Source organism: Agrobacterium sp. NPDC089420, from assembly GCF_044900305.1.
In the GTDB taxonomy this organism is placed as follows: Bacteria; Pseudomonadota; Alphaproteobacteria; order Rhizobiales; family Rhizobiaceae; genus Agrobacterium.
In genome coordinates, this window is record NZ_JBJDMY010000004.1 from 318,687 (window position 1) to 339,366 (window position 20,680).

General features: G+C 62.1%; 24 protein-coding genes and 1 riboswitch. Of the genes, 12 read left to right on the forward strand and 12 right to left on the reverse strand.

Translation table 11 applies throughout. The features are described 5' to 3' along the window. The first annotated feature begins 23 nt into the window (after window positions 1-23). From ACI2KA_RS08310 to ACI2KA_RS08330, 5 genes are all read left to right on the forward strand, one after another. Window positions 24-458, forward strand: a complete 435-nt coding sequence (locus ACI2KA_RS08310) for a c-type cytochrome (RefSeq protein WP_404500961.1) — start codon at window positions 24-26, stop codon at window positions 456-458. Between the two features lie 87 nt (window positions 459-545). Continuing rightward, on the forward strand, window positions 546-1,466 hold the full coding sequence (locus ACI2KA_RS08315; protein WP_404500963.1) for a c-type cytochrome: 921 nt from the start codon (window positions 546-548) through the stop codon (window positions 1,464-1,466). Window positions 1,467-1,666: 200 nt separating this feature from the next. After that, a riboswitch (cobalamin riboswitch) is annotated at window positions 1,667-1,906 on the forward strand. A gap of 159 nt (window positions 1,907-2,065) precedes the next feature. Then, window positions 2,066-2,248, forward strand: coding sequence for a CbtB domain-containing protein (locus ACI2KA_RS08320; RefSeq protein WP_404500965.1), 183 nt, complete (start codon window positions 2,066-2,068; stop codon window positions 2,246-2,248). A 10-nt stretch (window positions 2,249-2,258) separates the two neighbouring features. Continuing rightward, complete coding sequence (locus tag ACI2KA_RS08325) at window positions 2,259-2,972, forward strand: CbtA family protein (protein WP_404500967.1); 714 nt, start codon at window positions 2,259-2,261, stop codon at window positions 2,970-2,972. 4 nt (window positions 2,973-2,976) lie between these two features. Then, window positions 2,977-3,291, forward strand: coding sequence for a hypothetical protein (locus ACI2KA_RS08330; protein WP_404500969.1), 315 nt, complete (start codon window positions 2,977-2,979; stop codon window positions 3,289-3,291). Between the two features lie 169 nt (window positions 3,292-3,460). On the opposite strand, the gene ACI2KA_RS08335 is transcribed toward ACI2KA_RS08330, so the two are convergent. From ACI2KA_RS08335 to ACI2KA_RS08355, 5 genes are all read right to left on the reverse strand, one after another. After that, window positions 3,461-4,027 (reverse strand): type 1 glutamine amidotransferase family protein, encoded by a 567-nt coding sequence (locus tag ACI2KA_RS08335; RefSeq protein WP_404500970.1) that lies wholly within the window; start codon window positions 4,025-4,027, stop codon window positions 3,461-3,463. Between the two features lie 21 nt (window positions 4,028-4,048). Then, window positions 4,049-4,537 carry a GNAT family N-acetyltransferase gene (locus ACI2KA_RS08340; RefSeq protein ID WP_003509304.1) on the reverse strand — a complete coding sequence of 163 codons (489 nt, stop codon included), beginning with the start codon at window positions 4,535-4,537 and terminating at the stop codon, window positions 4,049-4,051. A 195-nt stretch (window positions 4,538-4,732) separates the two neighbouring features. Further along, window positions 4,733-5,680: a prolyl aminopeptidase gene (gene pip, locus ACI2KA_RS08345; protein ID WP_404500972.1), complete on the reverse strand. Its 948-nt coding sequence runs from the start codon at window positions 5,678-5,680 to the stop codon at window positions 4,733-4,735. An 82-nt stretch (window positions 5,681-5,762) separates the two neighbouring features. Then, window positions 5,763-6,176 carry a helix-turn-helix domain-containing protein gene (locus tag ACI2KA_RS08350; RefSeq protein WP_404500974.1) on the reverse strand — a complete coding sequence of 138 codons (414 nt, stop codon included), beginning with the start codon at window positions 6,174-6,176 and terminating at the stop codon, window positions 5,763-5,765. A gap of 109 nt (window positions 6,177-6,285) precedes the next feature. Next, window positions 6,286-6,633 carry a hypothetical protein gene (locus ACI2KA_RS08355; protein WP_404500976.1) on the reverse strand — a complete coding sequence of 116 codons (348 nt, stop codon included), beginning with the start codon at window positions 6,631-6,633 and terminating at the stop codon, window positions 6,286-6,288. 127 nt (window positions 6,634-6,760) lie between these two features. Between ACI2KA_RS08355 and dmeR the strand changes: the two genes are divergently transcribed. Further along, window positions 6,761-7,033 (forward strand): Ni(II)/Co(II)-sensing transcriptional repressor DmeR, encoded by a 273-nt coding sequence (gene dmeR, locus ACI2KA_RS08360; RefSeq protein ID WP_404500978.1) that lies wholly within the window; start codon window positions 6,761-6,763, stop codon window positions 7,031-7,033. Window positions 7,034-7,115: 82 nt separating this feature from the next. Further along, window positions 7,116-8,114, forward strand: a complete 999-nt coding sequence (dmeF, locus tag ACI2KA_RS08365; protein WP_404500982.1) for a CDF family Co(II)/Ni(II) efflux transporter DmeF — start codon at window positions 7,116-7,118, stop codon at window positions 8,112-8,114. Window positions 8,115-8,124: 10 nt separating this feature from the next. Here dmeF and ACI2KA_RS08370 read toward each other — a convergent pair whose 3' ends face one another. From ACI2KA_RS08370 to ACI2KA_RS08390, 5 genes are all read right to left on the reverse strand, one after another. Then, window positions 8,125-8,412 carry a hypothetical protein gene (locus ACI2KA_RS08370; protein WP_404500983.1) on the reverse strand — a complete coding sequence of 96 codons (288 nt, stop codon included), beginning with the start codon at window positions 8,410-8,412 and terminating at the stop codon, window positions 8,125-8,127. A 376-nt stretch (window positions 8,413-8,788) separates the two neighbouring features. Next, entirely contained in the window at window positions 8,789-9,913 is a 1,125-nt protein-coding gene (locus tag ACI2KA_RS08375; RefSeq protein ID WP_404500985.1) for a glycine betaine/L-proline ABC transporter ATP-binding protein, read from the reverse strand. Continuing rightward, a complete protein-coding gene (locus tag ACI2KA_RS08380; protein WP_404500987.1) occupies window positions 9,906-10,814 on the reverse strand; it encodes an ABC transporter permease in 909 nt (302 codons plus the stop codon). The genes ACI2KA_RS08375 and ACI2KA_RS08380 overlap by 8 nt, the downstream gene beginning before the upstream one ends. Window positions 10,815-11,058: 244 nt before the next feature. Further along, window positions 11,059-12,069, reverse strand: a complete 1,011-nt coding sequence (locus tag ACI2KA_RS08385; RefSeq protein ID WP_404500989.1) for an ABC transporter substrate-binding protein — start codon at window positions 12,067-12,069, stop codon at window positions 11,059-11,061. 496 nt (window positions 12,070-12,565) lie between these two features. Next, window positions 12,566-14,665 (reverse strand): S9 family peptidase, encoded by a 2,100-nt coding sequence (locus tag ACI2KA_RS08390; RefSeq protein ID WP_404500991.1) that lies wholly within the window; start codon window positions 14,663-14,665, stop codon window positions 12,566-12,568. On the opposite strand from ACI2KA_RS08390, the gene ACI2KA_RS08395 reads away from it, so the two are divergent. The 5 genes from ACI2KA_RS08395 (at window position 14,652) to ACI2KA_RS08415 (ending at window position 18,292) form a co-directional block, all read left to right on the forward strand. Further along, entirely contained in the window at window positions 14,652-14,918 is a 267-nt protein-coding gene (locus ACI2KA_RS08395) for a hypothetical protein (protein WP_404500993.1), read from the forward strand. The genes ACI2KA_RS08390 and ACI2KA_RS08395 overlap by 14 nt on opposite strands. Beyond that, window positions 14,888-15,289: a DUF930 domain-containing protein gene (locus tag ACI2KA_RS08400; protein WP_404500995.1), complete on the forward strand. Its 402-nt coding sequence runs from the start codon at window positions 14,888-14,890 to the stop codon at window positions 15,287-15,289. Before ACI2KA_RS08395 ends, ACI2KA_RS08400 begins: the two co-directional genes overlap by 31 nt. Window positions 15,290-15,394: 105 nt before the next feature. Beyond that, entirely contained in the window at window positions 15,395-16,303 is a 909-nt protein-coding gene (locus ACI2KA_RS08405) for a dihydrodipicolinate synthase family protein (RefSeq protein WP_404500997.1), read from the forward strand. A 62-nt stretch (window positions 16,304-16,365) separates the two neighbouring features. Then, window positions 16,366-17,091, forward strand: coding sequence for a polysaccharide deacetylase family protein (locus ACI2KA_RS08410; protein WP_404500999.1), 726 nt, complete (start codon window positions 16,366-16,368; stop codon window positions 17,089-17,091). Window positions 17,092-17,200: 109 nt separating this feature from the next. Beyond that, window positions 17,201-18,292 carry a bifunctional transcriptional activator/DNA repair enzyme AdaA gene (locus tag ACI2KA_RS08415; protein WP_404501000.1) on the forward strand — a complete coding sequence of 364 codons (1,092 nt, stop codon included), beginning with the start codon at window positions 17,201-17,203 and terminating at the stop codon, window positions 18,290-18,292. A gap of 236 nt (window positions 18,293-18,528) precedes the next feature. Here the strand turns inward: ACI2KA_RS08415 and ACI2KA_RS08420 are convergent, their stop codons facing one another. Both ACI2KA_RS08420 and ACI2KA_RS08425 read right to left on the reverse strand, forming a co-directional pair. Further along, on the reverse strand, window positions 18,529-19,713 hold the full coding sequence (locus ACI2KA_RS08420) for an AI-2E family transporter (protein ID WP_404501002.1): 1,185 nt from the start codon (window positions 19,711-19,713) through the stop codon (window positions 18,529-18,531). Between the two features lie 85 nt (window positions 19,714-19,798). After that, on the reverse strand, window positions 19,799-20,659 hold the full coding sequence (locus ACI2KA_RS08425) for a VOC family protein (protein WP_404501004.1): 861 nt from the start codon (window positions 20,657-20,659) through the stop codon (window positions 19,799-19,801). Window positions 20,660-20,680 lie beyond the last annotated feature (21 nt).

A 20,680-nucleotide genomic window follows, 5' to 3' on the forward strand; every position in this document is an offset into this window, starting at 1 on the left:
GGCCGGAATCAAGGAGAGAGTTTATGAAACTGAAAACCATCGCGGCGGCCATGCTTTTCGGCTGTCTTTGCGCCGGAGCGGTCTATGCTGCCGGCGAAGTCGAAAAGCGTGAAGGCATGATGAAGCAGATCGGCGGCTCCATGGGGGCGCTTGCCGCCATCTCCAAGGGCCAGAAGCCCTTCGATGCCGAAGCCGTGAAAGCCGCCGTGACGACCATCAGCACCAATGCCAAGGCTTTCCCCGACCAGTTCCCCGCCGGCACCGAGACCGGCAGCGCCGCCGCTCCCGCCATCTGGGAAAATTTCGACGACTTCAAGGCCAAGGCGGCCAAGCTCGGCGCCGATGCCGACACGGTTCTTGCCAATCTCCCCACCGACCAGGCGGGCGTCACCACCGCCATGCAGACGCTTGGCGCCGATTGCGGTACCTGCCACCAGACCTATCGTCTGAAGAAATAAATCGCGAATGTCAAAACGCCGCTTCCCGGCGGCGTTTTTCTTTTCGAAAGACACCTGGTCAGGTCGGGTGAGAATGGGGAGAGGAGTATGTCCTCCATTTGGACGAAGCTTCTGGGCGGGGCCGTGGTCGCGGCCATTGCGGGCTACGGAATTTTCACCTGGGTCACGGCGCCCGAGCGCCAGGCCCCCAGCCATTGGGTGAGCCTCGGCGAGCCGGATCTGGCCAATGGCGAAACGCTGTTCTGGGCGGGCGGCTGCGCAAGCTGTCATGCCGCGCCGGATGCCACCGGCGATGCGCTGTTGACGCTCGCCGGCGGACAGGCGCTCAAAAGCCCCTTCGGCACCTTCCATGTGCCCAATATTTCCTCCGATCCGCAGCACGGTATCGGCGGCTGGACGCTGGCGGAATTCGGCGATGCCATGACGCGCGGGGTGGGAAAGAACGGCGAACATCTTTATCCGTCCTTCCCCTACGCTTCTTATGCGCGCATGACGCAGAAGGATGTCAACGACCTCTTCGGTTATCTGAAAACCCTGCCGGCCAGCCAGAACGACGCGCCGGATCACGACCTGCCGTTCCCGTTCAACCTGCGCATGGCGCTGGGCGGCTGGAAATTCCTCTATTTCGACACGGCGGCGCCGGCCCGCGTTGAACTTGCCAACGCCAATGCCGAATTGCTGCGCGGCCAATATCTGGTGGAAGGGCCGGGCCATTGCGGCGAGTGCCACACGCCGCGTGATGCGCTTGGCGGTTTCCTGAACGACAAGTGGCTGGCCGGCGGCCCCAACCCGGAAGGCGAGGGCCGTATTCCCGACATCACGCCCGGCTCCGACAGCATCGGCGCCTGGACGACGGCCGATATTGCCGGCTATCTGGAAACCGGCTTCACCCCGGAATTCGACAGCGTCGGCGGCTCCATGGTCAAGGTGCAGCAGAACATGGCGCATCTGACGGCGGAAGACCGCAATGCGATTGCTGCCTATCTGAAGGCGATACCGTCGCGATAAAAGGGCATGGCTGAGTTGCACTCGCCACGCGCTCCACGTCATGCTCTGGCCTGTCCCGAGCATCTGCAACCGATCGACTGTAAGATACGTGATTGAACCCTCGGGACAGGCCCGAGGATGACGGACGAGAGCACGGCGGCCCAACGGCCCCCGCCAGCAGATCAAACCAACCGTGCCATTGACTCCCGTTCGCGCCCGGCGGATAACAACCTTGTGATGGTTCCTTCCGGACGTTCCGGAAGGTGAAAAGGGAACACGATAGGGAGAATCCTCATTCGTGGCTGCCCCCGCAACTGTGAGCGGAGAGCCTGAAACGAAATGCCACTGGCAAGCCATCCCGTCGGAAACCGAGGTTTCCAATAAGACGAGGGCGATACCGGGAAGGCGTTTCAGGTTTTGACCCGCAAGCCAGGAGACCTGCCATCACGGAAATGTCCATGCCGGCGGGGTGTCCGGAAGAGCGGAATGTCAGGGCCGTCGGTTCGATGCCCCTGTGTCAGTCTCGTATCCCCGTGGTGAAGTGTATCGCATGTGGTCTCGTGGCTCCGGCCATTCGGCCGCATCTTATGGCGCGGGGTCGCGCCGGGAGAGGGGTCACCATGTCAATCCAGCAGAATACGGCCAATGCCGCCGTTTCCGCAAAAACAGCCAGCGTCGCGCAATCGTTGACGGCGATCGTGCTGGGCCTGTTCGTCGTCGGTTTTGTCGGCTTTTCGCATGTGGAAGCCGTTCACAATGCCGCGCATGACACGCGTCATGCCAATGCCTTCCCCTGCCATTGAGGGGCGCGGCATGTCGTTTTTTCGCAATATCGTCTTTACCGCCGTTCTCGTCGGCATCGTCGGCGGTTTCGCCGTCTCGGCCATGCAGGCTTTCGGCACCACGCCGCTCATCCTTCAGGCGGAAACCTATGAAAGCGCCGGCGGCGAAGCGGCCCACAGTCACGATGCGACGGCGCCCGGTGCTGCGGCTCCTGCCCATGAGCATAATGACGAGGCCTGGGCTCCGGCCGATGGCTTCGAGCGCACCGCCTATACCGTTGCCGCCAATGTGCTGACCGCCATCGGCTATGCGCTGGTGCTGACCGGCCTCATCTCGCTGCGCGGCGCCGATGCCGGCTGGCGCGAGGGTCTTCTGTGGGGTGTCGCCGGTTTCGCCGCCGTCATGCTGGCGCCGATGATCGGCCTGCCGCCGGAATTGCCGGGCAGCCCGGCTGCAGCCCTTGAGGCGCGGCAGATCTGGTGGCTCTCGACGGTCGCCGCAACCGCGGGCGGCATTGCGCTGATCGCGTTTCGCCGCGAACCCTGGGCCATCATTCTGGCTCTGGTGTTGATCGTCGCGCCGCATGTGGTGGGCGCGCCATTGCCGCCGGAAGGCGAACATGCGCTGGCGCCGCTGCCGCTGGAGCGACAGTTCATCGTTGCCGCCACCATCACCAGCTTCGTTTTCTGGGCGCTGATCGGTACGTTGAGCGCGTTTTTCCTGAAGCGCTTCCAGCAGGCTTGAAACCATGCAGGACGCAGCGCAATGGAGTGAGGAACTCGATGCGCTGCGTTTTGCCGTTCCCGGTCACGGCGCTTTCTGCGCCGTGCACCGCCTTGCCTTCAAGGCTGTTCTTGGGGCAACACCGGGTCGCGAGGCGGCCCTCGCCTGTTTTCATGAACACGAGGCTGCTTTTATCGCTGCGGCGCTCGGCAAGATCAAACGTTCGAATTTGCCCGCCGGCCGCAGCCTGCATTTGAACAGCCGCGATATTCGCCGTGCGATTGCCGGCGAGGAGCCGGAGTTTGCGGCGCGTGTGTGCCGGGTGCTTGATCGGCGGTAGTCATCGCTGTTCTCACCTCCGTCATCCCGGCCTTGAGCCGGGATCCAGTCAGCCCAAGTCCTTGGGCTGAAAAGACTCTTTTCGCCGCGCAGACGCGCGTCGGCTGGATTCCGGCTCAAGGCCGGAATGACGGAGAGAGCATATTAAAGACGGCAAAGGCCGGTCCGCCTCACCGATGCTCCGCCGCAAAAACCTGAAGTTCCGACTCGGCTTCCGGACCAAAGAGGCCGAGGTTTTTCAGAATTTCTACCGCAAAGCTGACCGGCGCACTGCCGGCGGCCGTGATGACGCCGCCGTCGCTGACCGCCTTCGGCTGGTCGCGATAAAGGCCGTCGCCACGATAGGCCGGATAGGCCTTGTGTGAGGCGAGCGAATTGCCGGTATGGGCTACATGGTTCAGGATACCGGTGCCCGCCAGCGCGCTTGCCGCCGCGCAGATGCCGGCAACCAGCCGGTCCTTTTCGCGAAACCGCTTGACCAGCCCGCCAAGATCGGCGGCCGTGCCCTTTTCCCAGCTGAGACCGCCGGGAATGACGAGCGCATCGAAATCAACGGGATCGAGCGCGTCATAGGAGGCGTCGGGCGTCACATTCAGCCCGCCCATCGAGGTTACCGGCCGCCCGTCCGGGGTGGCATGAACGATCTCGACGCCGAGATAGCTGCGTGCCGCCGCCGCAAGCAGCGCCGGTTCCCAGTCCGCAAAATCCTGCGCCAGCGCAATGGCGATCCGTGTCATGGCCGTCTCCGTCGGTTTCGGTCAGGCAATCGACTGCATGTAGCGCATGCCTGTGACCGGACGCGGCGCGAAATCCATGTTTTCGTAGAAACGATGCGCCGCCACATTGCCGGTCGTGGCGCTGACGGAAAGATAGTCGCAACCCAGCCGCTTGGCGATATCGCGGGCGCGTGACACCAGATGCTGGCCCGTGCCGTGGCCGCGATGGCCGTCGCGCACGAAGAGATGGTGCAGTTCAAGCCCGCGCCGGCCTTCCTGTGCCCTGTAGAGCGGCAGAAGCAGCGCGTAGCCGATCAGCGCGCCATCGGCTTCGGCGACAAGACCATGCACCCAGGGCAGGGGGCCGAACAGGTCGCGCTCAAGCTTGGCCGGGGTGATCGCTGCCGCATCGCCGTGGTAGGAGGCAAGCAGCGTGATCATCTCGTTGAGCTCGGGCAAATCCGTCTTGCGCGCGCCGCGAATGATGACGACGGGAGGTCTTTCCAGTGTAAGGGAGCTATCTTCGGTCATTTTTTCGGTCCTTTGGTCTTATCGGTGCCGTCAGGACGTTTGAAAACAACAAAGCCGCCTGACGGCGGCTTGTTGACAATATGATCTGTCGAGCCGCCCTTAGAGGTAGGCCCAAAAGTACGAGCAGGAGATGGGTGCGCGTTCGTTGATCATGGCGAATGCAATGCGCCCGAATCCGTGATCTGTCAAGCGGCTTCAATCGGCAAATCGTGCGATGGCGGCAACAATCGCGGCTTCCATTCCCGTGTCCCCTGTGGAATGCCCGGCTCCGTCAATGGCGATCAGCTCGCTTCCCGGCCATGCGGCGGCAAGCTCGTAAGCGGTGACGGGTGGTCCCTGCAGGTCGCGCATGCCCTGGATGAGCACGCCGGCAATGCCGGCAAGCCGGCCGGCATTGCGCAGAAGCACGCCGTCCTCCAGCCATGCCGCGTGGTGGAAATAATGGGCGCAGAGGCGGGCGCGGGTCAGGATGTAATCGCCGTCGCGCCATTTCTCTGGAAAGGCGGGGCTGGCCTCCGCGCTGATCGAACCCGCCTCCCACAAATGCCATTCAAGCGCCGCCATCCGGCGGATGCCGGGGTCAGGATCGTTCAAAAGCTGGAGATATGCGCCGACGGGATCGTCTGTCGCCAGGTGATCCGGGATAGCGGCGATGAAACGCTGCCACTGTTGCGGCAGAAACATCGCCAGCCCCTTGTAAAGCCAGTCGATCTCCTTTTGCCGCGTGGTGGTGACGCCGGCCAGCACCATCGCACGCACCCTTTTTGGGTAGCGCTGGGCATAGGCCAGCGCGAGCGTCGCGCCCCAGGAGCTGCCGTAAACCAGCCAGTCATCCACCGCAAGCGCGCAGCGGATGGTCTCCATATCGTCGATCAGGTGATGTGTGGTGTTGTGCGCCAGGCTCTCGGCGGCGTTCGGGGTGCTTTTGCCGCAGCCGCGCTGGTCGAACTGGATGATGCGATAGCGGGCGGGATCGAAATAGCGTCTGGCCGTCGCCGAAAGCCCGGAGCCGGGGCCGCCATGCAGCAGGATCGCCGGCCGTCCCGCCGGATTGCCGGCAATCGTCACATGCAGCCTGTGGCCTTCGGAAACCTCGAGGAAAACAGTGTCGAACGGGCTGGCCCCGGGAAATATTTCGGCCATCCGGCAATCCCTTCTTCAAGCAGGAGAGCGCGCATACAGGGCGCGGATGACAGTGGGATGTCAGCCCCGTTCCGGCTGGGCCTTAGTGATCCCCGCCGCACATGCCGTGGTCGGAAAGCGCGCGGATGACATAGCAATCCTCGATGGAATGGCCGTCGCAATGGGCGACGATGCGTTCCAGCTCGTGTTCCAGTTTGCGCAGCTTGGCGATTTTTTCGCGCACATCGGCCAGATGTTCGGCAGCGATTCGATCCGCCCCCTCGCACGGCATCTGCCGGTGCTGGCTAAGCGCGATCAGCTCGCGGATGGCCTCGATGTTCAGCCCGAGATCACGTGCGTGACGGATGAAGGCCAGCCTTTCGAGATCGGATTTTTCATAACGGCGCTGGTTGCCGTCCGAACGGTCCGCCTCGCGGATGAGGCCCATCTGCTCGTAATAACGGATCGTCGGCACCTTGACGCCGGTGCGTTTCGACAGTTCACCGATGGACAGCATGGCTTCCTCCATATCCCGCACACACCGGAAGGGCGGGATCCCCCGCCTTTCGTCGTCCGATGCTCTAGTTTCTAGAGATATGGCTTTTTCGCCTGCTGTTCAATGGGTCTCAGGCGGCGTCTTCCACGCCCAGCGCCTCAGCCAGCGCCTTGAGGACCTGGTCCTCGATGCTGGATGCGGCCTCGGGGCGCGCGGTGGCGGTCATTTCCAGCGCGGGCTTGGTGGTGGCTGCGCCGCTGTCGAGGTTCCACAGCGCAGCGGCAAGGCCGGCGGACATGCTGGCGGCGGGCGATACGGCCGCCGCGATGGTCTCGGCGCTCGAAATGGCACGATGCGCTGCCTGGGTCAGTTCCAGCAGGGCCTCGGTGGCGGAGTGGGCTTCCTTTGCCCTCGCCGGCGCGAGGCTGCGGATGGGAGCAGCGTAAAGGCTGCTGGTGGTTGCTGCGATAGTCGTCATGACTGAGTCCCCCTGAGTTCTGATGGGTAATTTAAGAACCGAAACATTCGCGAGGATTGCGTCGCACGGGGCTTGAAGGCAAAATCGTCCTCATATAGTATACCCCCCTATACTATATGAGGTGCTCATGTCGCATACGATCCGCAACAAGGACAAGCTTCTGGCCCGCATCCGCCGCCTGAAGGGGCAGATGGAGGCGGTGGAGCGCGCATTGGAGGATGCCAAGCCCTGCGGCGAGGTGCTGCAGCTGCTGGCCTCGGTGCGCGGTGCGTTGTCCGGGCTGACGGGGGAGGTGATGCAGGAGCATCTGCACGAACATGTGGTGCATGCCGAAAATGAAGGCGAGCGGGCGCGGGCGGCGGAGGAGCTGGCCCAGGTGCTGAAGACTTACATCCGCTAGCACCTCTGCCGAAGCGTCCGCGGTGTCGGGGAAAAGACATGCGCGGAACAAAATACCTTGAAGATCGAACAGGATTAGCGACATGACGACGACATCCGAATTCCCCGCCTCGGCCGCCCACGACCATGTTTTTCTCGGCCGGAACCATGAACGCAATGAAAAGCGCGTCTGGATGGTGATTGCGCTCACCACCGTGATGATGGTGGCCGAGATCGTCGCCGGCCACTGGTTCGGCTCCATGGCGCTGACGGCGGATGGCTGGCACATGTCCACCCATGCCGGCGCGATGCTGATTTCGGCGCTGGCCTATCTTTACGCCCGCCGTGAGGCGCGCAACCCGCGCTTCACCTTCGGCACCGGCAAGTTCGGCGATCTGGCGGGTTTCGCCAGTGCCGTCGTGCTGGCGGTGGTGGCGCTGCTGATTGCCGTCGAAAGCGCCATGCGCCTCGTCAACCCGGTCGAGATCGACTTCAACCAGGCGATCCTCGTCGCCGTCATCGGCCTTGCCGTCAATCTTGTCAGCGCCGTGCTTCTGAAGGATGACCACCACCACGATCACGGCCACGGTTCGCATGCCCATCACGGCCATGGCAGCCATGCCCATCACGATCACGGCGCGCACGCACATCATGGAGGCCATGGCGCAAAGGGCGGCAGGGACAATAATCTGCGCGCCGCCTATCTGCATGTGCTGGCGGATGCGCTGACCTCGGTCCTCGCCATCGTCGCCTTGCTGCTCGGCAAATGGAACGGCTGGTCCTTCCTCGATCCGCTGATGGGCATTGTCGGCGGTCTGGTCATCGCCCGCTGGTCATGGGGGCTGGTCCGCTCCACGGCGACGACGCTGCTCGATGCGGTGCCGCAGGCGGAGGATCTGCCGCAGGAAATCCGTGAAAGCGTGGAAACGGAAGAGGATCAGATAACCGACCTGCATGTCTGGCAGGTGGGGCCGGGGCATCACGCCGCCATCGTGGCCATCCAGTCACAGGCGCCGAAAGCGCCGGCTTTCTACAAGCAGAAACTTGCCGCCATCCATGAGCTGTCGCATGTGACGGTGGAAGTCAGCCCGGCAAGGGGCTGACGGAAATTTCTTATTCGGTATATTCCGAATAGGCGCTGCGCACCCATTCAGCCTGTGCTTCGGCCTTGTCCTCGGCGGAGGCGGCCTGCATGTCCTGATAGGCGGGCGCGCTGCCATTGCCGACGGCCCATAGCACATTGGCCAGCGAATGGGAAAGAATGGTGCTGGAAACGGTCGGATTGCCGGGGCCGCGTTTGACGGCCTGCTCTTCCGGCGTGGTCTGCGCCCCGCCGGCTTTTTCGATGTCGCGGATGCGACCCTGATAATTATATCCGCCAATATTGCTTTCGATCTGCATGTCGGTGATTCCGCGTTCAAAAGTTAACGAATGGTTAACGGCGGCGACTTGTCTGAAGCTTGCGCTTGCTGCGCTGCAGCGACGGTCGAGGGTTGACAGCCGGCGAAGGGGTGCTTCGTTTTTGCCTAATGAAGACGGGTCAGGAGGAGATTGCCAGCTTTGTCCCTCGCGGCATTGCAGTCCGGTTTAAATTTCTGGCACCGTAAACACCTCACTCCCGTCATTCCGGCCTTGAGCCGGAATCCAGCCGACGCGCGTCTGCGCGGCGAGAGAGTCCTTTCAGCCCAAGGACTTGGGCTGGCTGGATACCGGCTCAAGGCCGGTATGACGGAAAGAGGAAATCTCGCGGACGCGGCCAATCCGTTCCGGTGTCGGATTATGCCGTTTCCTTCTCCACCGGCACAACCGTTTCCTGGAGCTTCTCCGGCTCCTCCGCCGCTTCCGCCTTCACCTCCACCCCTTGCGAGGCGTCCGCCTCCTGCGGCGCGGGCGTCACCATGGCCGCCACCAGCGTGTCGAGGCCGATGCTGCCGACCGGCTTGCCGTCCTCGTCCACCACATGGGCCTGCGTCTCGTTGGCTTCCGACATGTCGCGGGCAATGGTTTCCAGCGTCGCGTTTTCCGGCACCGGCATGCCCTCGGGGCGGCTTTCGAGCGGCTCCATGACGGTGGTCGCCTGCAGCACGCGGCCGCGATTGACGTCGCGCACGAAGTCGGTGACGTAACCATCGGCCGGGGAAAGGATGATGCTCTGGCCGTCGCCCTGCTGCACCACTTCGCCGTCCTTCAGAATGGCGATATGGTCGCCGAGCCTGAGCGCCTCGTCGAGATCGTGGGTAATGAACACCACGGTCTTCTTCAGCTCCTGCTGCAGGTCGAGCAGCATGGTCTGCATGTCGACGCGGATCAGCGGATCGAGCGCCGAATAGGCCTCGTCCATCAGGAGAATATCGGCGTCATTGGCAAGCGCCCGGGCAAGGCCGACACGCTGCTGCATGCCGCCGGAAAGCTGGTTCGGATAATAATCCTCATAACCGGCAAGGCCGACACGCTCCAGCCAGTAACGGCCCTTTTCTTCGCTTTCCTTGCGCGGCACGCCCTGGATATCGAGGCCGTAGACGCTGTTTTCCAGCACCGTGCGGTGCGGCAACAGCCCGAATTTCTGGAACACCATCGCCGTCTTGTGGCGGCGAAATTTCCTGAGCGCCGAGGCGCTCATACCGCAGATATCCTCGCCGTCATAGAGAACTTCACCGGCCGTCGGGTCGATCAGCCGGTTGATGTGGCGGATGAGTGTCGACTTGCCGGAGCCGGAAAGGCCCATGACGACGGTGATCTTGCCGCCCGGCATGGTGATGTTGATGTTGTTGAGGCCGAGCACATGGTTGTGCCTGTCGTTCAGCTCGGCCTTGTCCATGCCGGATCGCACCGCTTCGAGATATTTCTCGGGATGCTTGCCGAAGATCTTGTAAAGATTCCTGATTTCGATGCTTTTAGCCATGGGAGACCTCGCGGTATTTCTGCAGGCGCTTGCCGAAAGCCTGGCTCGCCCGGTCGAACATGATGGCGATGGCGACCAGAGCGAAACCGTTCAGGAAGCCCACCGTGAAGAACTGGTTGTTGATGGCCTGCAGCACGTTCTTGCCGAGCCCGCCGACACCGACCATGGAGGCGACGACGACCATGGCGAGCGCCATCATGATGGTCTGGTTGATGCCGGTCATGATGGTGGGCAGCGCCAGCGGCAGCTGCACGTTGAACAGCTTCTGGCCATTGGAGGAGCCGAAGGCGTCGGCCGCTTCCAGCACTTCGCGATCGACGAGGCGAATGCCGAGGCTGGTCAGCCGGATGACGGGCGGAATGGCGTAGATCACCACTGCGATCAGGCCCGGAACCTTGCCGATGCCGAAAATCACCACCACGGGGATGAGATAAACGAAGCTCGGCAGGGTCTGCATCACGTCGAGCACGGGATTGATGAGGCGTTGCAGGCGTTCGGAACGTCCCATCAGGATGCCGAGCGGCAGGCCGATGACGATGGCGATCAGGGTGGCGATGGCGACGATGGACAGCGTCGTCATGGCGTCGCGCCAGAGGCCGACGGCGCCGATCATCAGCAGCGACACCGCCGTGCCGGCCGTGATCTTGATGCTGCGACCGGCCAGATGCACGATGGCGAGAATGACCAGCATGGTGATGATCCAGGGTGTCTGGATGAACAGCCGTTCCGAGGCGTTGAGGAAGAGCTGCAGCGGATGCACGATGACGTCGATCGCATCGCCGTAATTGCGCACGATGTCGCGAAAACCGTCATCGATGGTCTTGCGTGCCACACGCATCGTGGAGTTGTCGATGGCCGGGAACTTGCAGAGCATGTCCGGCAGGTAAGTGCAGAGGGCCATTATTGTTGTTTTCCCTTTGGGTTGGGGGATGGGCGGCGGAGGTTGGAGCGCGGGGCACCCCCCTCTGTCCTGCCGGACATCTCCCCCTCAAGGGGGGAGATCGATCTGCGGCAAGGTCTCGCCCATCTCGATGGTTGAGGATGAAGCGGTGAAAGCGCGCCCTGCCGATCTCCCCCCTTGAGGGGGAGATGCCCGGCAGGGCAGAGGGGGGTAAGCGGCTTGCGCCGGCTCCCCCATCAGCCAATCACATCGAAGCCTTGATCTTCTCCGCCACCTCGGCCGGAACCCACTTCGTCCAGATGTCCTCGTGGTTCTCGAGGAAATATTCCGCGCCGTCCTCATTGGTGCCCTGGTTTTCATCCATCCAGGCGAGGATTTCGGCGACCACCTTGTTGTTCCAGTTGCGGGCCTTGATGTAGTCCAGCGTCACCCCGGCCTTGCTTTCGAAGTCCTTGGTGATGACGGTAAAGACATCGGCGACCGGATAGGCGTTGACCTTGGGATTGGCGCAATCCACCTTGGCCGTGCAGTCGTCGAAATGGGCGCGGTCGAGTTCGACGCCGTCATCCAGCTTCACCATCTCGTATTTGCCGAGAATGGCGGTGGGCGACCAGTAATAGCCGAGCCAGCCCTGCTTCTTTTCGAAGGCATTGGCGATCGAGCCGTCGAGGCCGGCGGCGGAGCCGGTATCGACCAGCGTGAAGCCCTTCTTGTCGCCTTCGCGCGCCTTGTAGAGATTGGTCGTCGTCACCTGGCAGTTCCAGCCGGAGGGGCAATTGTGCACGGCGCCCTTGCTGGCGTCCTCCGGGGCAGGGAAAAGTTCGGGATGTTTCAGGGCATCCTCGACGGTCTTGATGTCGGGATGTTCATCGGCGATGAATTTCGGGATCCACCAGCCTTCGATACCGCCTTCGGAAAGAATTTTGGAAGCTTCGATCATGCGGCCGTCCTTGACGGCGGCGTCGAGCGGCTCGCGCACGGCGTTCACCCACAATTCGGGCGCCATGTCCGGCTGGCCCTTTTCGTTCATGGAGGCGAAGGTCGGCATGGTGTCGCCGCTGACGACATTGACCGTGCAGTCATAGCCGTTTTCCATGATGAACTTGTCGACATAAGCCGCGACACCCGCGGATGCCCAGTTCATTTCGGCGATGGAGATGCTGCCGCAGCCATCGGCGGCATTGGCGGAAGATGCTGCACCGGCAGCGATGGTAAAGCCCGTTACGAGAATGGTCGAGGCCAGGAGTTTCTTCATGGTGTAAGACCCCCAAGTCTGATGCAGTGTTATCATTTGGCAAAGCGGGAGCACTGCAAAGCCCGGATTGCCAAGGGCGAACTGACATGGCGCATGGAAAGCCGAAAAAGGACGGCATAAAGATTATCCGCAGGACGTGCTGCAGGATTGCCGCGGGAAGTGCGACGAAAAGGCGCATGAATATGTCAACGACCGGCATAATACGGCCAAAAGGTGATATTGCAACGCGAAATGGCGCATCGCAGCCATGCGTTCGATTCCAGGAACATTTTCCGATCTGGCGTAATGCTTTTAATGTATTTGAATTTTACATGAATATACTTTGTAATTCAGTAACTGGAAACAAAAATCCGTGTAGTTGAAAAGAGGTGCTTAAAGAAGAAGCGGGGTTGCGATTTTGTGGAAAAAATATTCGTAAAGAGGTTTTTTGATGGTATTTTTATACTGTTTCGGCACGGGCGGCAGCGCTATTGCCGCCCGTGCCGCGATCAGAATGTCAAACGGTGTCCCTGCCGGCCACCTTCAGCGCGAAGGCATATTCGAAGGCGATTTCTTCCAGCCGCTGGAAACGGCCGGACTTGCCGCCATGGCCGGCCGCCATGTTGGTTTTCAGCAGGATGGGCGCTTCTCCCGTCGTCTTCTCACGCAGCTTCGCCACCCATTTGGTCGGTTCCCAATAGGTCACCCGCGGGTCGGTGAGGCCTGATAGCGCCAGAATCGGCGGGTAAGGCTTCGCACCGACATTGTCATAGGGGCTGTAGGCGGCGATCCACTGATATTCCTCCGCCGATTCCACCGGATTGCCCCATTCCGGCCATTCCGGTGGGGTGAGCGGCAAAGTGTCGTCCAGCATGGTGGTCAGCACGTCCACGAAGGGAACGGCGGCGATGATGCCGGCGAATTTCTCCGGCGCCATATTGGCGACGGCCCCCATCAACATGCCGCCGGCCGAGCCGCCTTCGGCGATGATGCCCTTATAGGAGGTGAAGCCTTCCTGAACCAGATGATCGGCAGCGGCGATGAAATCCTTGAACGTGTTCTGCTTGTGCTCCATCTTGCCGGTTTCGTACCATTCGAAACCCTTGTCCTTGCCGCCGCGAATATGGGCGATGGCATAGATGAAACCACGGCCGGCGAGCGACAGGGTGGTGGTGGAGAAGGAGGCGGGGATGGTGATGCCGTAAGCGCCATAACCATAAAGCAGGCAGGGGGCTGAGCCATCGAGCGCCACGTCCTTGCGATAGAGCAGCGAGACCGGCACCAGCTCGCCGTCATGGGCAGGCGCCATGATGCGGCGGGTGATGTAGTCATCCGGATTGTGGCCGGACGGTACTTCCTGCGTTTTCAGCAGCGTGCGCTCGCGCGTCACCATGTCGTAATCGAACAGCTGGCTCGGCGTCGTCATCGAGGAGTAGGAAAAGCGGATGACGTCGGTGTCATATTCCGCCGCGCCGTGCAGGCCGAGCGAATAGGCCTCTTCGGCAAAGGCGATGGAATGTTCGTCGCCGCTGCGGCGGTCACGGATGACGATGCGCGGCAGGCCGTCGCGGCGTTCCAGCCAGATCAGATGGCGGGCATAGGCATCGACGGAGAGGATGAGACGGCCCGGCTCATGCGGCACGACTTCTTTCCAGTTTTCCTTGCCCGGTGCTGAGACCGGCGCTTCCACGATGCGGAAATCCTTGGCGTCACCGTCATTGGTGAGGATGAAGAAGACATCGCCGCCTTCGCACATCGAATATTCGATGCCCTCTTCGCGTTCCGCCACCACCTTCGGCTCGGCCGTCAGGTCGCTGGTGGAGAGAATGCGATATTCGCTGGTCTCATGGTCGTGAATGTCGATGAAGATGAAATCGTCGAGCACCGACGCACCGACGCCCATGAAGAAACCGGGGTCCTTTTCCTCATAGACCAGCCGGTCGGCCGATTGCGGCTCGCCGATGATATGATGGAAGACTTTCGAGGGGCGGTGGTTCTCATCCTGCAGCGTATAGAAGAAGCTTTTGCCATCCGGCGCCCAGGCCCCGCCGCCGCCGGTATTTTCGACGATATCGGCAAGGTCCTCGCCGGTCTCAAGGTCGCGGATGCGCAGGGTGAAATATTCCGAACCCTTGTCGTCATAACCCCAGATGCCGTGACTGTGATCGGAAGACTGGTCGAGGCCGGACAGGCGGAAATAATCCTTGCCCTCGGCTTCCCTGTCGCCGTTCAGCAGCACCTGCTTTTCGCCGCCGTCGCGCGGCGTGCGGAAATAATGTGGCTGCTCGCCGCCGGTCACGAACAATGTGCCATAGGCATAAGGCCCATCCCGGACCGGAACGGAGGAATCATCCTGCTTGATGCGGCCCTTCATTTCCTCGAACAGCTTTTCCTGAAGCGCCTTGGTATCGCCCATCGCTGCTTCCATATAGGCGTTTTCCGCCTCCAGATGGGCGCGGATGGCGTGGTCGAGAATGGAGGTGTCCTTGAACATGGCCTGCCAGTTGTCGGCCCGGAACCATGCGTAATCGTCGGTGCGGGTAATGCCGTGATGCGTGTCCTGAACGGGCCGTTTTTCGGCGGTCGGGGCAGCGGGGAGATTCTTGAAAATCGGCAAGGGAAACTCGCTTTCGTATGAAAATCGATATGCGCACCAAGATGTAGAGCGGGCCTTGCGGCCGATCAAGTTTCAAATCTCCACAGGCGGAATGCAGCTCGGGCACAATTTCGTCAGCTTTCGATCACATTTTGGCAATATCCGGCAAATCGGCGATGATGCGCTCAGGCCGCCCGGCCTGCCGCAATCACCAAGAACAAACGAAAAAACTGACAGGATCCCATGCGAAAGTTTCTTCCCGCTGCCCTTTTAGCCTTTTTCCTCGGCTTGCAGGCCTTCACCCCCGCTTTCGCGATCGATGCCAGCGTCATGCGGCAGCTGAACGCGCTTGCCCCCGAAGAGCGTCTGGAACAGCGCTGCGACATCGAGGCGATGGAAAGGATAGCGACGGAGCAGAAGGGCATGCGGCCGGACAAGGTCATCGCCTATACTTTCGGCGATCCCGAGGTGGGCAAGAACTCCATCAAGGCGCCGGGCGCGGTCTTTCGAAGCGCCGGCGAATGGTACAAGCTCAAATACAAGTGCCAGCTGAAGAGCGACAGCCTCAGCATCCAGTCCTTCGATTACCGCGTCGGCGACAGGATTCCCGAGGAGCAGTGGAAGAAGTTGTATCTTTATGACTGAGCGCCGAAATTTTCGGTGTCCGGACGCGGTTTAGCCTCCGCTTTTCTTGCCGCTTGGCCGGCGGCTCTGTAACCCTGCTTGCCGATCACAGCGAGGGAGACGGACATGGCGGCGCGATTCAAGGGACTTTCGGCTTTTCCGATCACGCCGGCCGATGAGGCCGGGCGGATCGATGTCGAGGCCTTTTCCGCCCTGATCGCGCGGCTGAATGCGGCGGCGGTCGATTCCGTCGGCATTCTCGGCAGTACCGGCATCTACATGTATCTCACGCGCGAAGAGCGGCGTCGCGCCGTCGAGGCAGCAGCGGCGATCCTCAGGGGCAAGCGCATACTGATGGCAGGCGTCGGCGCATTGCGCACCGATGACGCCGTGGCGCTGGCCAAGGATGCGGAAGCGGCCGGCGCCGATGCGCTGCTGCTCGCGCCCGTCTCCTACACGCCTTTGACGCAGGAAGAGGCCTATCACCATTTCGCCGCCGTGGCGGGCGCAACGGCCTTGCCGCTCGCCATCTACAACAATCCCACGACCACCCGCTTCACCTTCAGCGACGAGCTTCTGGTGCGGCTTGCCTATATCCCCAATATCCGCGCCATCAAGATGCCGCTGCCGGCCGATGCCGATTATGCCGGTGAGCTTGCACGGCTGCGCCCCAAGCTGTCGGATGATGTCGCCATCGGTTACAGCGGCGACTGGGGCTGCGCCGACGCCACGCTTGCCGGCGGCGACACCTGGTACAGCGTGGTTGCCGGCCTGCTGCCGGTTCCGGCCCTGCGGCTGATGCGGGCGGCTCAGGCCGGCAATGCGGAGGAGGTCAAACGGATCGATACGGTCTTCCAGCCGCTCTGGGCGCTGTTTAAGGAATTCGGCAGCATCCGGGTTGTGTATGCCGCCGCCAATATCCTGTCGCTGACGGTCAGCGAACCGCCCCGGCCGATCCTGCCGCTCACCAGTGCGGAACGCCAGCGGGTGGAAGAGGCGCTGGAGGCGCTCTCCGCGCTGGAGACCGCGCCATAATTCGGGCGCTTTGCGGGCGGATTGCCACGGGATTAAACTCTGCCACCCTGCGGAAAATCAAAATGATGCGTCGCTTCCTCCTTGCCGCCCTGTTTGCCTCTGCCGCGTCGGCCGCGCTTGCGGGCAATGGCCTTGTCGAGCCGACGCTGAAGATGACGCCGCAGCGTGACGGCAAGGTGCGGGTGGCGATGACGCTCGATGCCTGCATGGGAAAGACCGATCACCGCATCCTCGATACGCTGGTGCGTGAGCGCATCCCTGCGACGATCTTCGTCACCGCCCGCTGGCTGAAGCACAATGGCGAGGCGCTCGCCGTGCTTCTGGCGCATCCGGATCTGTTCGAGATCGAAAACCACGGCGAAAACCATGTGCCGGCGGTGGACAGGCCGGTTTCCATCTATGGCATCGCCGCCGCCGGTTCTGAGGCGGCGGTCGAGCAGGAGGTGGAAGGCGGCCGTCAGGCGATCGTCGCCGCCACCGGCCTCCAGCCGCAATGGTTCCGGGGTGCAACGGCCAAATATACGAATTCCTCCATGGCCACCATAAACCGGCTGGGCATGCGGGTGGCCGGTTATTCCGTCAACGGCGACGGCGGCTCGCTTCTGGGAGCGGCCACGACGGCAAAACACATCGCTGCGGCGAAGGATGGCGATGTCATCATCTCCCACATCAACCAGCCCACCCATGAGGCGGGCGAGGGTGTGGTGAAGGGCCTTCTGGCGCTGAAGGCGCGCGGCGTGATTTTCGCACGGCTGGACGACCCGTCCTTCGCGCCGCCGGGGAATTGACGGGGAAGCTTTCCTCATTCCTGTGACGAGCACAGGAATGAGGGAAATGAGCCACATCCACGCCCGTTTTTCGGCGGCGCGGGCCGGAAAATTGCGCTAGCATTCTTTCATGATGCTGTTCAAACGCCCCGACACCGAAACCCTCTATTCCGCCCTTGTGAACAAGGACCCCGCCTATGAAGGCGTGGCCTATGTCTGCGTGACCTCGACCAGGATATTCTGCCGCTTCACCTGCACGGCGCGAAAACCGAAGATCGAAAACTGCCGGTTCCGCGAAACCATCGCCGAATGCCTGGAGGCGGGTTTCCGCCCGTGCAAGCGCTGCAAGCCGATGTTGTCCTACGGCACCGCCGACGAAACCGTCTCTTCGCTTCTGACAGCGCTGGAAAACGAGCCGGCGCGCCGCTGGCGTGAGGAGGATGTGGTGGCGCTCGGCCATGATCCATCCACCGTGCGCCGCACGTTCAAGCGCCGTTTCGGCATGAGCTTTCTGGAAATCGCCAGATTGCGGCGGGTAGGCGGCGCTGCGGAAAGCATCGCTTCCGGCGATGCGGTGATCGGTGCGCAGATCGATGCCGGTTATGAATCCGGCAGCGGCTTCCGCGCCGCCATCAACCAGTTCTTCGGCGCCTCGCCCGCCGCCATGAAGGGCAGGGGATTTCTCAAGGGCGACTGGATCGATACGCCGATCGGCCCGATGCTCGCCGTCGCCGACGATCACGCCCTGCATCTTCTCGAATTTGCCGACCGGCCGGCGCTTGCCGCCGAGCTGAAGCGCCTGAAGGCCCGTACCGGCGCGGACATGGTGCTGGGCAGAACGGCGGTGACCGGCCAGATCGCAGCGGAACTTGCCGCCTATTTCGCCGGCAGCTCGGCCATATTCGCAACCCGGCTTGCCGGCCACGGCACGCCCTTCGAGCGCGATGTCTGGCGCAACCTGCGGGACATTCCGGCCGGTAAGATCGTCAGCTATTCCGCGCTCGCCACCTCCATGGAAAGACCGTCGGCCGTGCGTGCGGTGGCGCGTGCCAATGGCGCCAACCAGATCGCCATCGTCGTTCCCTGCCACCGGGTGCTGGGCGCGGATGGCAGCCTCACCGGTTATGGCGGCGGCCTGTGGCGCAAGAAATGGCTGATCGAGCACGAGCGCCGGATGGCGAGCGCGCAGGGGAAGGTGCAGGGACTGCCGCTCGCTTGCTGAGCGGCCGGGGGGCTGGTTTCAGGAGGTTGTCCGTTGATGGTGGGTGCGTGGGGTTTACCCCCCTCTGCCCTGCCGGGCATCTCCCCCTCAAGGGGGGAGATCGACTCGTGGTTGGGTCTCACCCATATCAACGTTTACGAATGAAGTGGCGGTAGCGCCTCTTGCCGATCTCCCCCCTTGAGGGGGAGATGCCCGGCAGGGCAGAGGGGGGTAAACCCCACCCGGAAAGCCGGTGTTTAATCCGGCAGTTTGGGCATCACCCGGCGCGACGGAAACAGTTCGCGTGTCACCGTCATGGCGATCAGCGACAGCGGCAGGGCCAGCATGGCGCCGGCCGCCCCCCACATCCAGGTCCAGAAGATGATCATCACGAAGACGAGGAAGGGGTTGATCTCCATGTTGCGGCCCACCACCGCCGGGAAGGCGAGATTTTCCATTAGCAGGTGAATGGTGAAGAAGATCGCCGCCGGCAGGAGCGCCAGAATGATGTTGTCATGGGTGATGATGCCCGCCACCGTCAGCGCAATCGTCATGGCGGTGATGCCGAGAAACGGCACGAAGCTGGAGAGGAAGGCGAACAGCCCCCACAGGAGCGGCATGGCCAGCCCGCCGAAATAGGCGATGACCACCATCGTCACGCCAAGCCCGGCATAGATCAGCGCCGCGGTGGCGAAATAGGTGCCGAGCACCTCTTCCACCGAACCGATGATGCGGATGGTTCTGAGCCGCTGGTGGCGGGCCGGGAAGGCCATGATGATCGCCTTGCGCAGCCTCAAGCGGCTATAGAGGAACATCAGCAGCGCGGCGAGAAAGATCAGCCCCTGAATGACGGCGGGGGTGATGTTGGAGCCGAGAACGGAGATGATCTCGCCGCTGCGCGAAATCAGCGATTCCATCGACATCGATCCCATGCTGAAACTCGCCGCCGAAATATTCAGCCATCGGAGACTTTGCAGATAGGGCAGGAAGCGGTCGATGCTGCGTTCCACCAGCGCCGGGCCTTCCGAAGCCAGCAGCGAAAGCGGCTCGGTGAGCGAATTGATGACGAAAAACATCACCGCCGCCACCAGGCTAGACAGAATGAGCGCGACGCCGAAGCCGGGAATGCCGTAGGAGCCGAGTTTTTCGGCGGCGATGCCAAGGATCATGCCAACAACGATCGCCATCACCACGGGAATGAGGATGAGCGACAATTCGTGGATGACCGCCATCAGCATGATGAGGAAGATGCCGATCACCGACCAGGCGACGACCACATCCAGGGCTTCGCGGCCAAGCGGCTGCTGGCTGCGCGCGTCGTCGCGGTGCGAGCCGGACGCGGGCGGCTCCAGCGGGTCGCCTCTGGATGCCGGAACGGCTGCGTGGCCGGCGCCAGTCTGGTTCACGGTGCCGGTCTTGTCCGGTCTGGCATTTTCATTCATCGAACGGTCCCCCAATAAGGGGACAAACGTTCGAAAAATATGGCGGTTCCGGGGCGGCGCAAATTTCTGCCGCCCCTTTTTGCGTTTATGCCGAAAGCTTTAGCCCGATGCCCCACGGGTCCTTCAGGACAATGCCGTCGGCCTGCCGCTGCGTGGCGATTTCCAGCCGGTCGAGCGCGGCGACCGCCTTGTCGAGCGCTGCGGGCTCGTTGAACTTCAGCGAATAGCCGGAAAGCCCGGTCATATTGTCCTTGCGGGCGGCGGCACCCCGGCTGTTCCAGATATTGGCGGCCACATGGTGGTGATAGGCGCCCGACCCGAAGAAGCTTGCGCCCGGATAACGCGCCATGATCTTGAGCCCCAGCACATCCTGATAAAATTCATCCGCCTGCGGAATATTGCCGACCTGCAGATGGATATGGCCGATGGCCGTTCCCTCCGCCGCCGCCGTGAAGGCCGCTTTCGGGGCGCTGTCGTAAAGCGCCTGAAGATTGAGGCCGATGGTCGCCATCTCCACCGTGCCGTCCGGCTGGTAGCGCCATTCCGATGGCTGCCGGTCGCGATAGACCTCGATGCCGTTGCCTTCCGGGTCCGAAAGGTAGATCGCTTCGCTGACCAGATGATCGGACGCGCCCTGAAGCTCGATATTATTGTGGGCGGCATGCGCCAGCCAGTGCGCCAGATCATCGCGGCTCGGCATCAGGAAGGCGGTGTGGAACAGGCCGGCGGCATTGCGCGGCGCGCGTTCCGCCGTGTCGGAAGTGGAAAGCGTCAGCAGCGGCTGGCCGTTCACGCCGAGAACCTCGCCGCTCGGGTTTTTTTCAAGGACCGAAAGACCGATGATCTTCCGGTAGAAATCCGAAACGCGCGGCAGATCGCGAACGACGAGATGAGCCTGGCCGACATAGGCCGGTCGCGTCAGGGCGAATTGTTTGATTTCACTCATCATCATCTCCATATTGAATCC

What these genes read in the sequence shown, in the direction of transcription:
- ACI2KA_RS08310 (WP_404500961.1), top strand. Translation starts at nt 24, where the DNA reads ATGAAACTGAAAACCATCGCGGCGGCCATGCTTTTCGGCTGTCTTTGC.
- ACI2KA_RS08315 (WP_404500963.1), top strand. Translation starts at nt 546, where the DNA reads ATGTCCTCCATTTGGACGAAGCTTCTGGGCGGGGCCGTGGTCGCGGCC.
- ACI2KA_RS08320 (WP_404500965.1), top strand. Translation starts at nt 2,066, where the DNA reads ATGTCAATCCAGCAGAATACGGCCAATGCCGCCGTTTCCGCAAAAACA.
- ACI2KA_RS08325 (WP_404500967.1), top strand. Translation starts at nt 2,259, where the DNA reads ATGTCGTTTTTTCGCAATATCGTCTTTACCGCCGTTCTCGTCGGCATC.
- ACI2KA_RS08330 (WP_404500969.1), top strand. Translation starts at nt 2,977, where the DNA reads ATGCAGGACGCAGCGCAATGGAGTGAGGAACTCGATGCGCTGCGTTTT.
- ACI2KA_RS08335 (WP_404500970.1), bottom strand. Translation starts at nt 4,027, where the DNA reads ATGACACGGATCGCCATTGCGCTGGCGCAGGATTTTGCGGACTGGGAA.
- ACI2KA_RS08340 (WP_003509304.1), bottom strand. Translation starts at nt 4,537, where the DNA reads ATGACCGAAGATAGCTCCCTTACACTGGAAAGACCTCCCGTCGTCATC.
- pip (WP_404500972.1), bottom strand. Translation starts at nt 5,680, where the DNA reads ATGGCCGAAATATTTCCCGGGGCCAGCCCGTTCGACACTGTTTTCCTC.
- ACI2KA_RS08350 (WP_404500974.1), bottom strand. Translation starts at nt 6,176, where the DNA reads ATGCTGTCCATCGGTGAACTGTCGAAACGCACCGGCGTCAAGGTGCCG.
- ACI2KA_RS08355 (WP_404500976.1), bottom strand. Translation starts at nt 6,633, where the DNA reads ATGACGACTATCGCAGCAACCACCAGCAGCCTTTACGCTGCTCCCATC.
- dmeR (WP_404500978.1), top strand. Translation starts at nt 6,761, where the DNA reads ATGTCGCATACGATCCGCAACAAGGACAAGCTTCTGGCCCGCATCCGC.
- dmeF (WP_404500982.1), top strand. Translation starts at nt 7,116, where the DNA reads ATGACGACGACATCCGAATTCCCCGCCTCGGCCGCCCACGACCATGTT.
- ACI2KA_RS08370 (WP_404500983.1), bottom strand. Translation starts at nt 8,412, where the DNA reads ATGCAGATCGAAAGCAATATTGGCGGATATAATTATCAGGGTCGCATC.
- ACI2KA_RS08375 (WP_404500985.1), bottom strand. Translation starts at nt 9,913, where the DNA reads ATGGCTAAAAGCATCGAAATCAGGAATCTTTACAAGATCTTCGGCAAG.
- ACI2KA_RS08380 (WP_404500987.1), bottom strand. Translation starts at nt 10,814, where the DNA reads ATGGCCCTCTGCACTTACCTGCCGGACATGCTCTGCAAGTTCCCGGCC.
- ACI2KA_RS08385 (WP_404500989.1), bottom strand. Translation starts at nt 12,069, where the DNA reads ATGAAGAAACTCCTGGCCTCGACCATTCTCGTAACGGGCTTTACCATC.
- ACI2KA_RS08400 (WP_404500995.1), top strand. Translation starts at nt 14,888, where the DNA reads ATGCGAAAGTTTCTTCCCGCTGCCCTTTTAGCCTTTTTCCTCGGCTTG.
- ACI2KA_RS08405 (WP_404500997.1), top strand. Translation starts at nt 15,395, where the DNA reads ATGGCGGCGCGATTCAAGGGACTTTCGGCTTTTCCGATCACGCCGGCC.
- ACI2KA_RS08410 (WP_404500999.1), top strand. Translation starts at nt 16,366, where the DNA reads ATGATGCGTCGCTTCCTCCTTGCCGCCCTGTTTGCCTCTGCCGCGTCG.
- ACI2KA_RS08415 (WP_404501000.1), top strand. Translation starts at nt 17,201, where the DNA reads ATGATGCTGTTCAAACGCCCCGACACCGAAACCCTCTATTCCGCCCTT.
- ACI2KA_RS08420 (WP_404501002.1), bottom strand. Translation starts at nt 19,713, where the DNA reads ATGAATGAAAATGCCAGACCGGACAAGACCGGCACCGTGAACCAGACT.
- ACI2KA_RS08425 (WP_404501004.1), bottom strand. Translation starts at nt 20,659, where the DNA reads ATGAGTGAAATCAAACAATTCGCCCTGACGCGACCGGCCTATGTCGGC.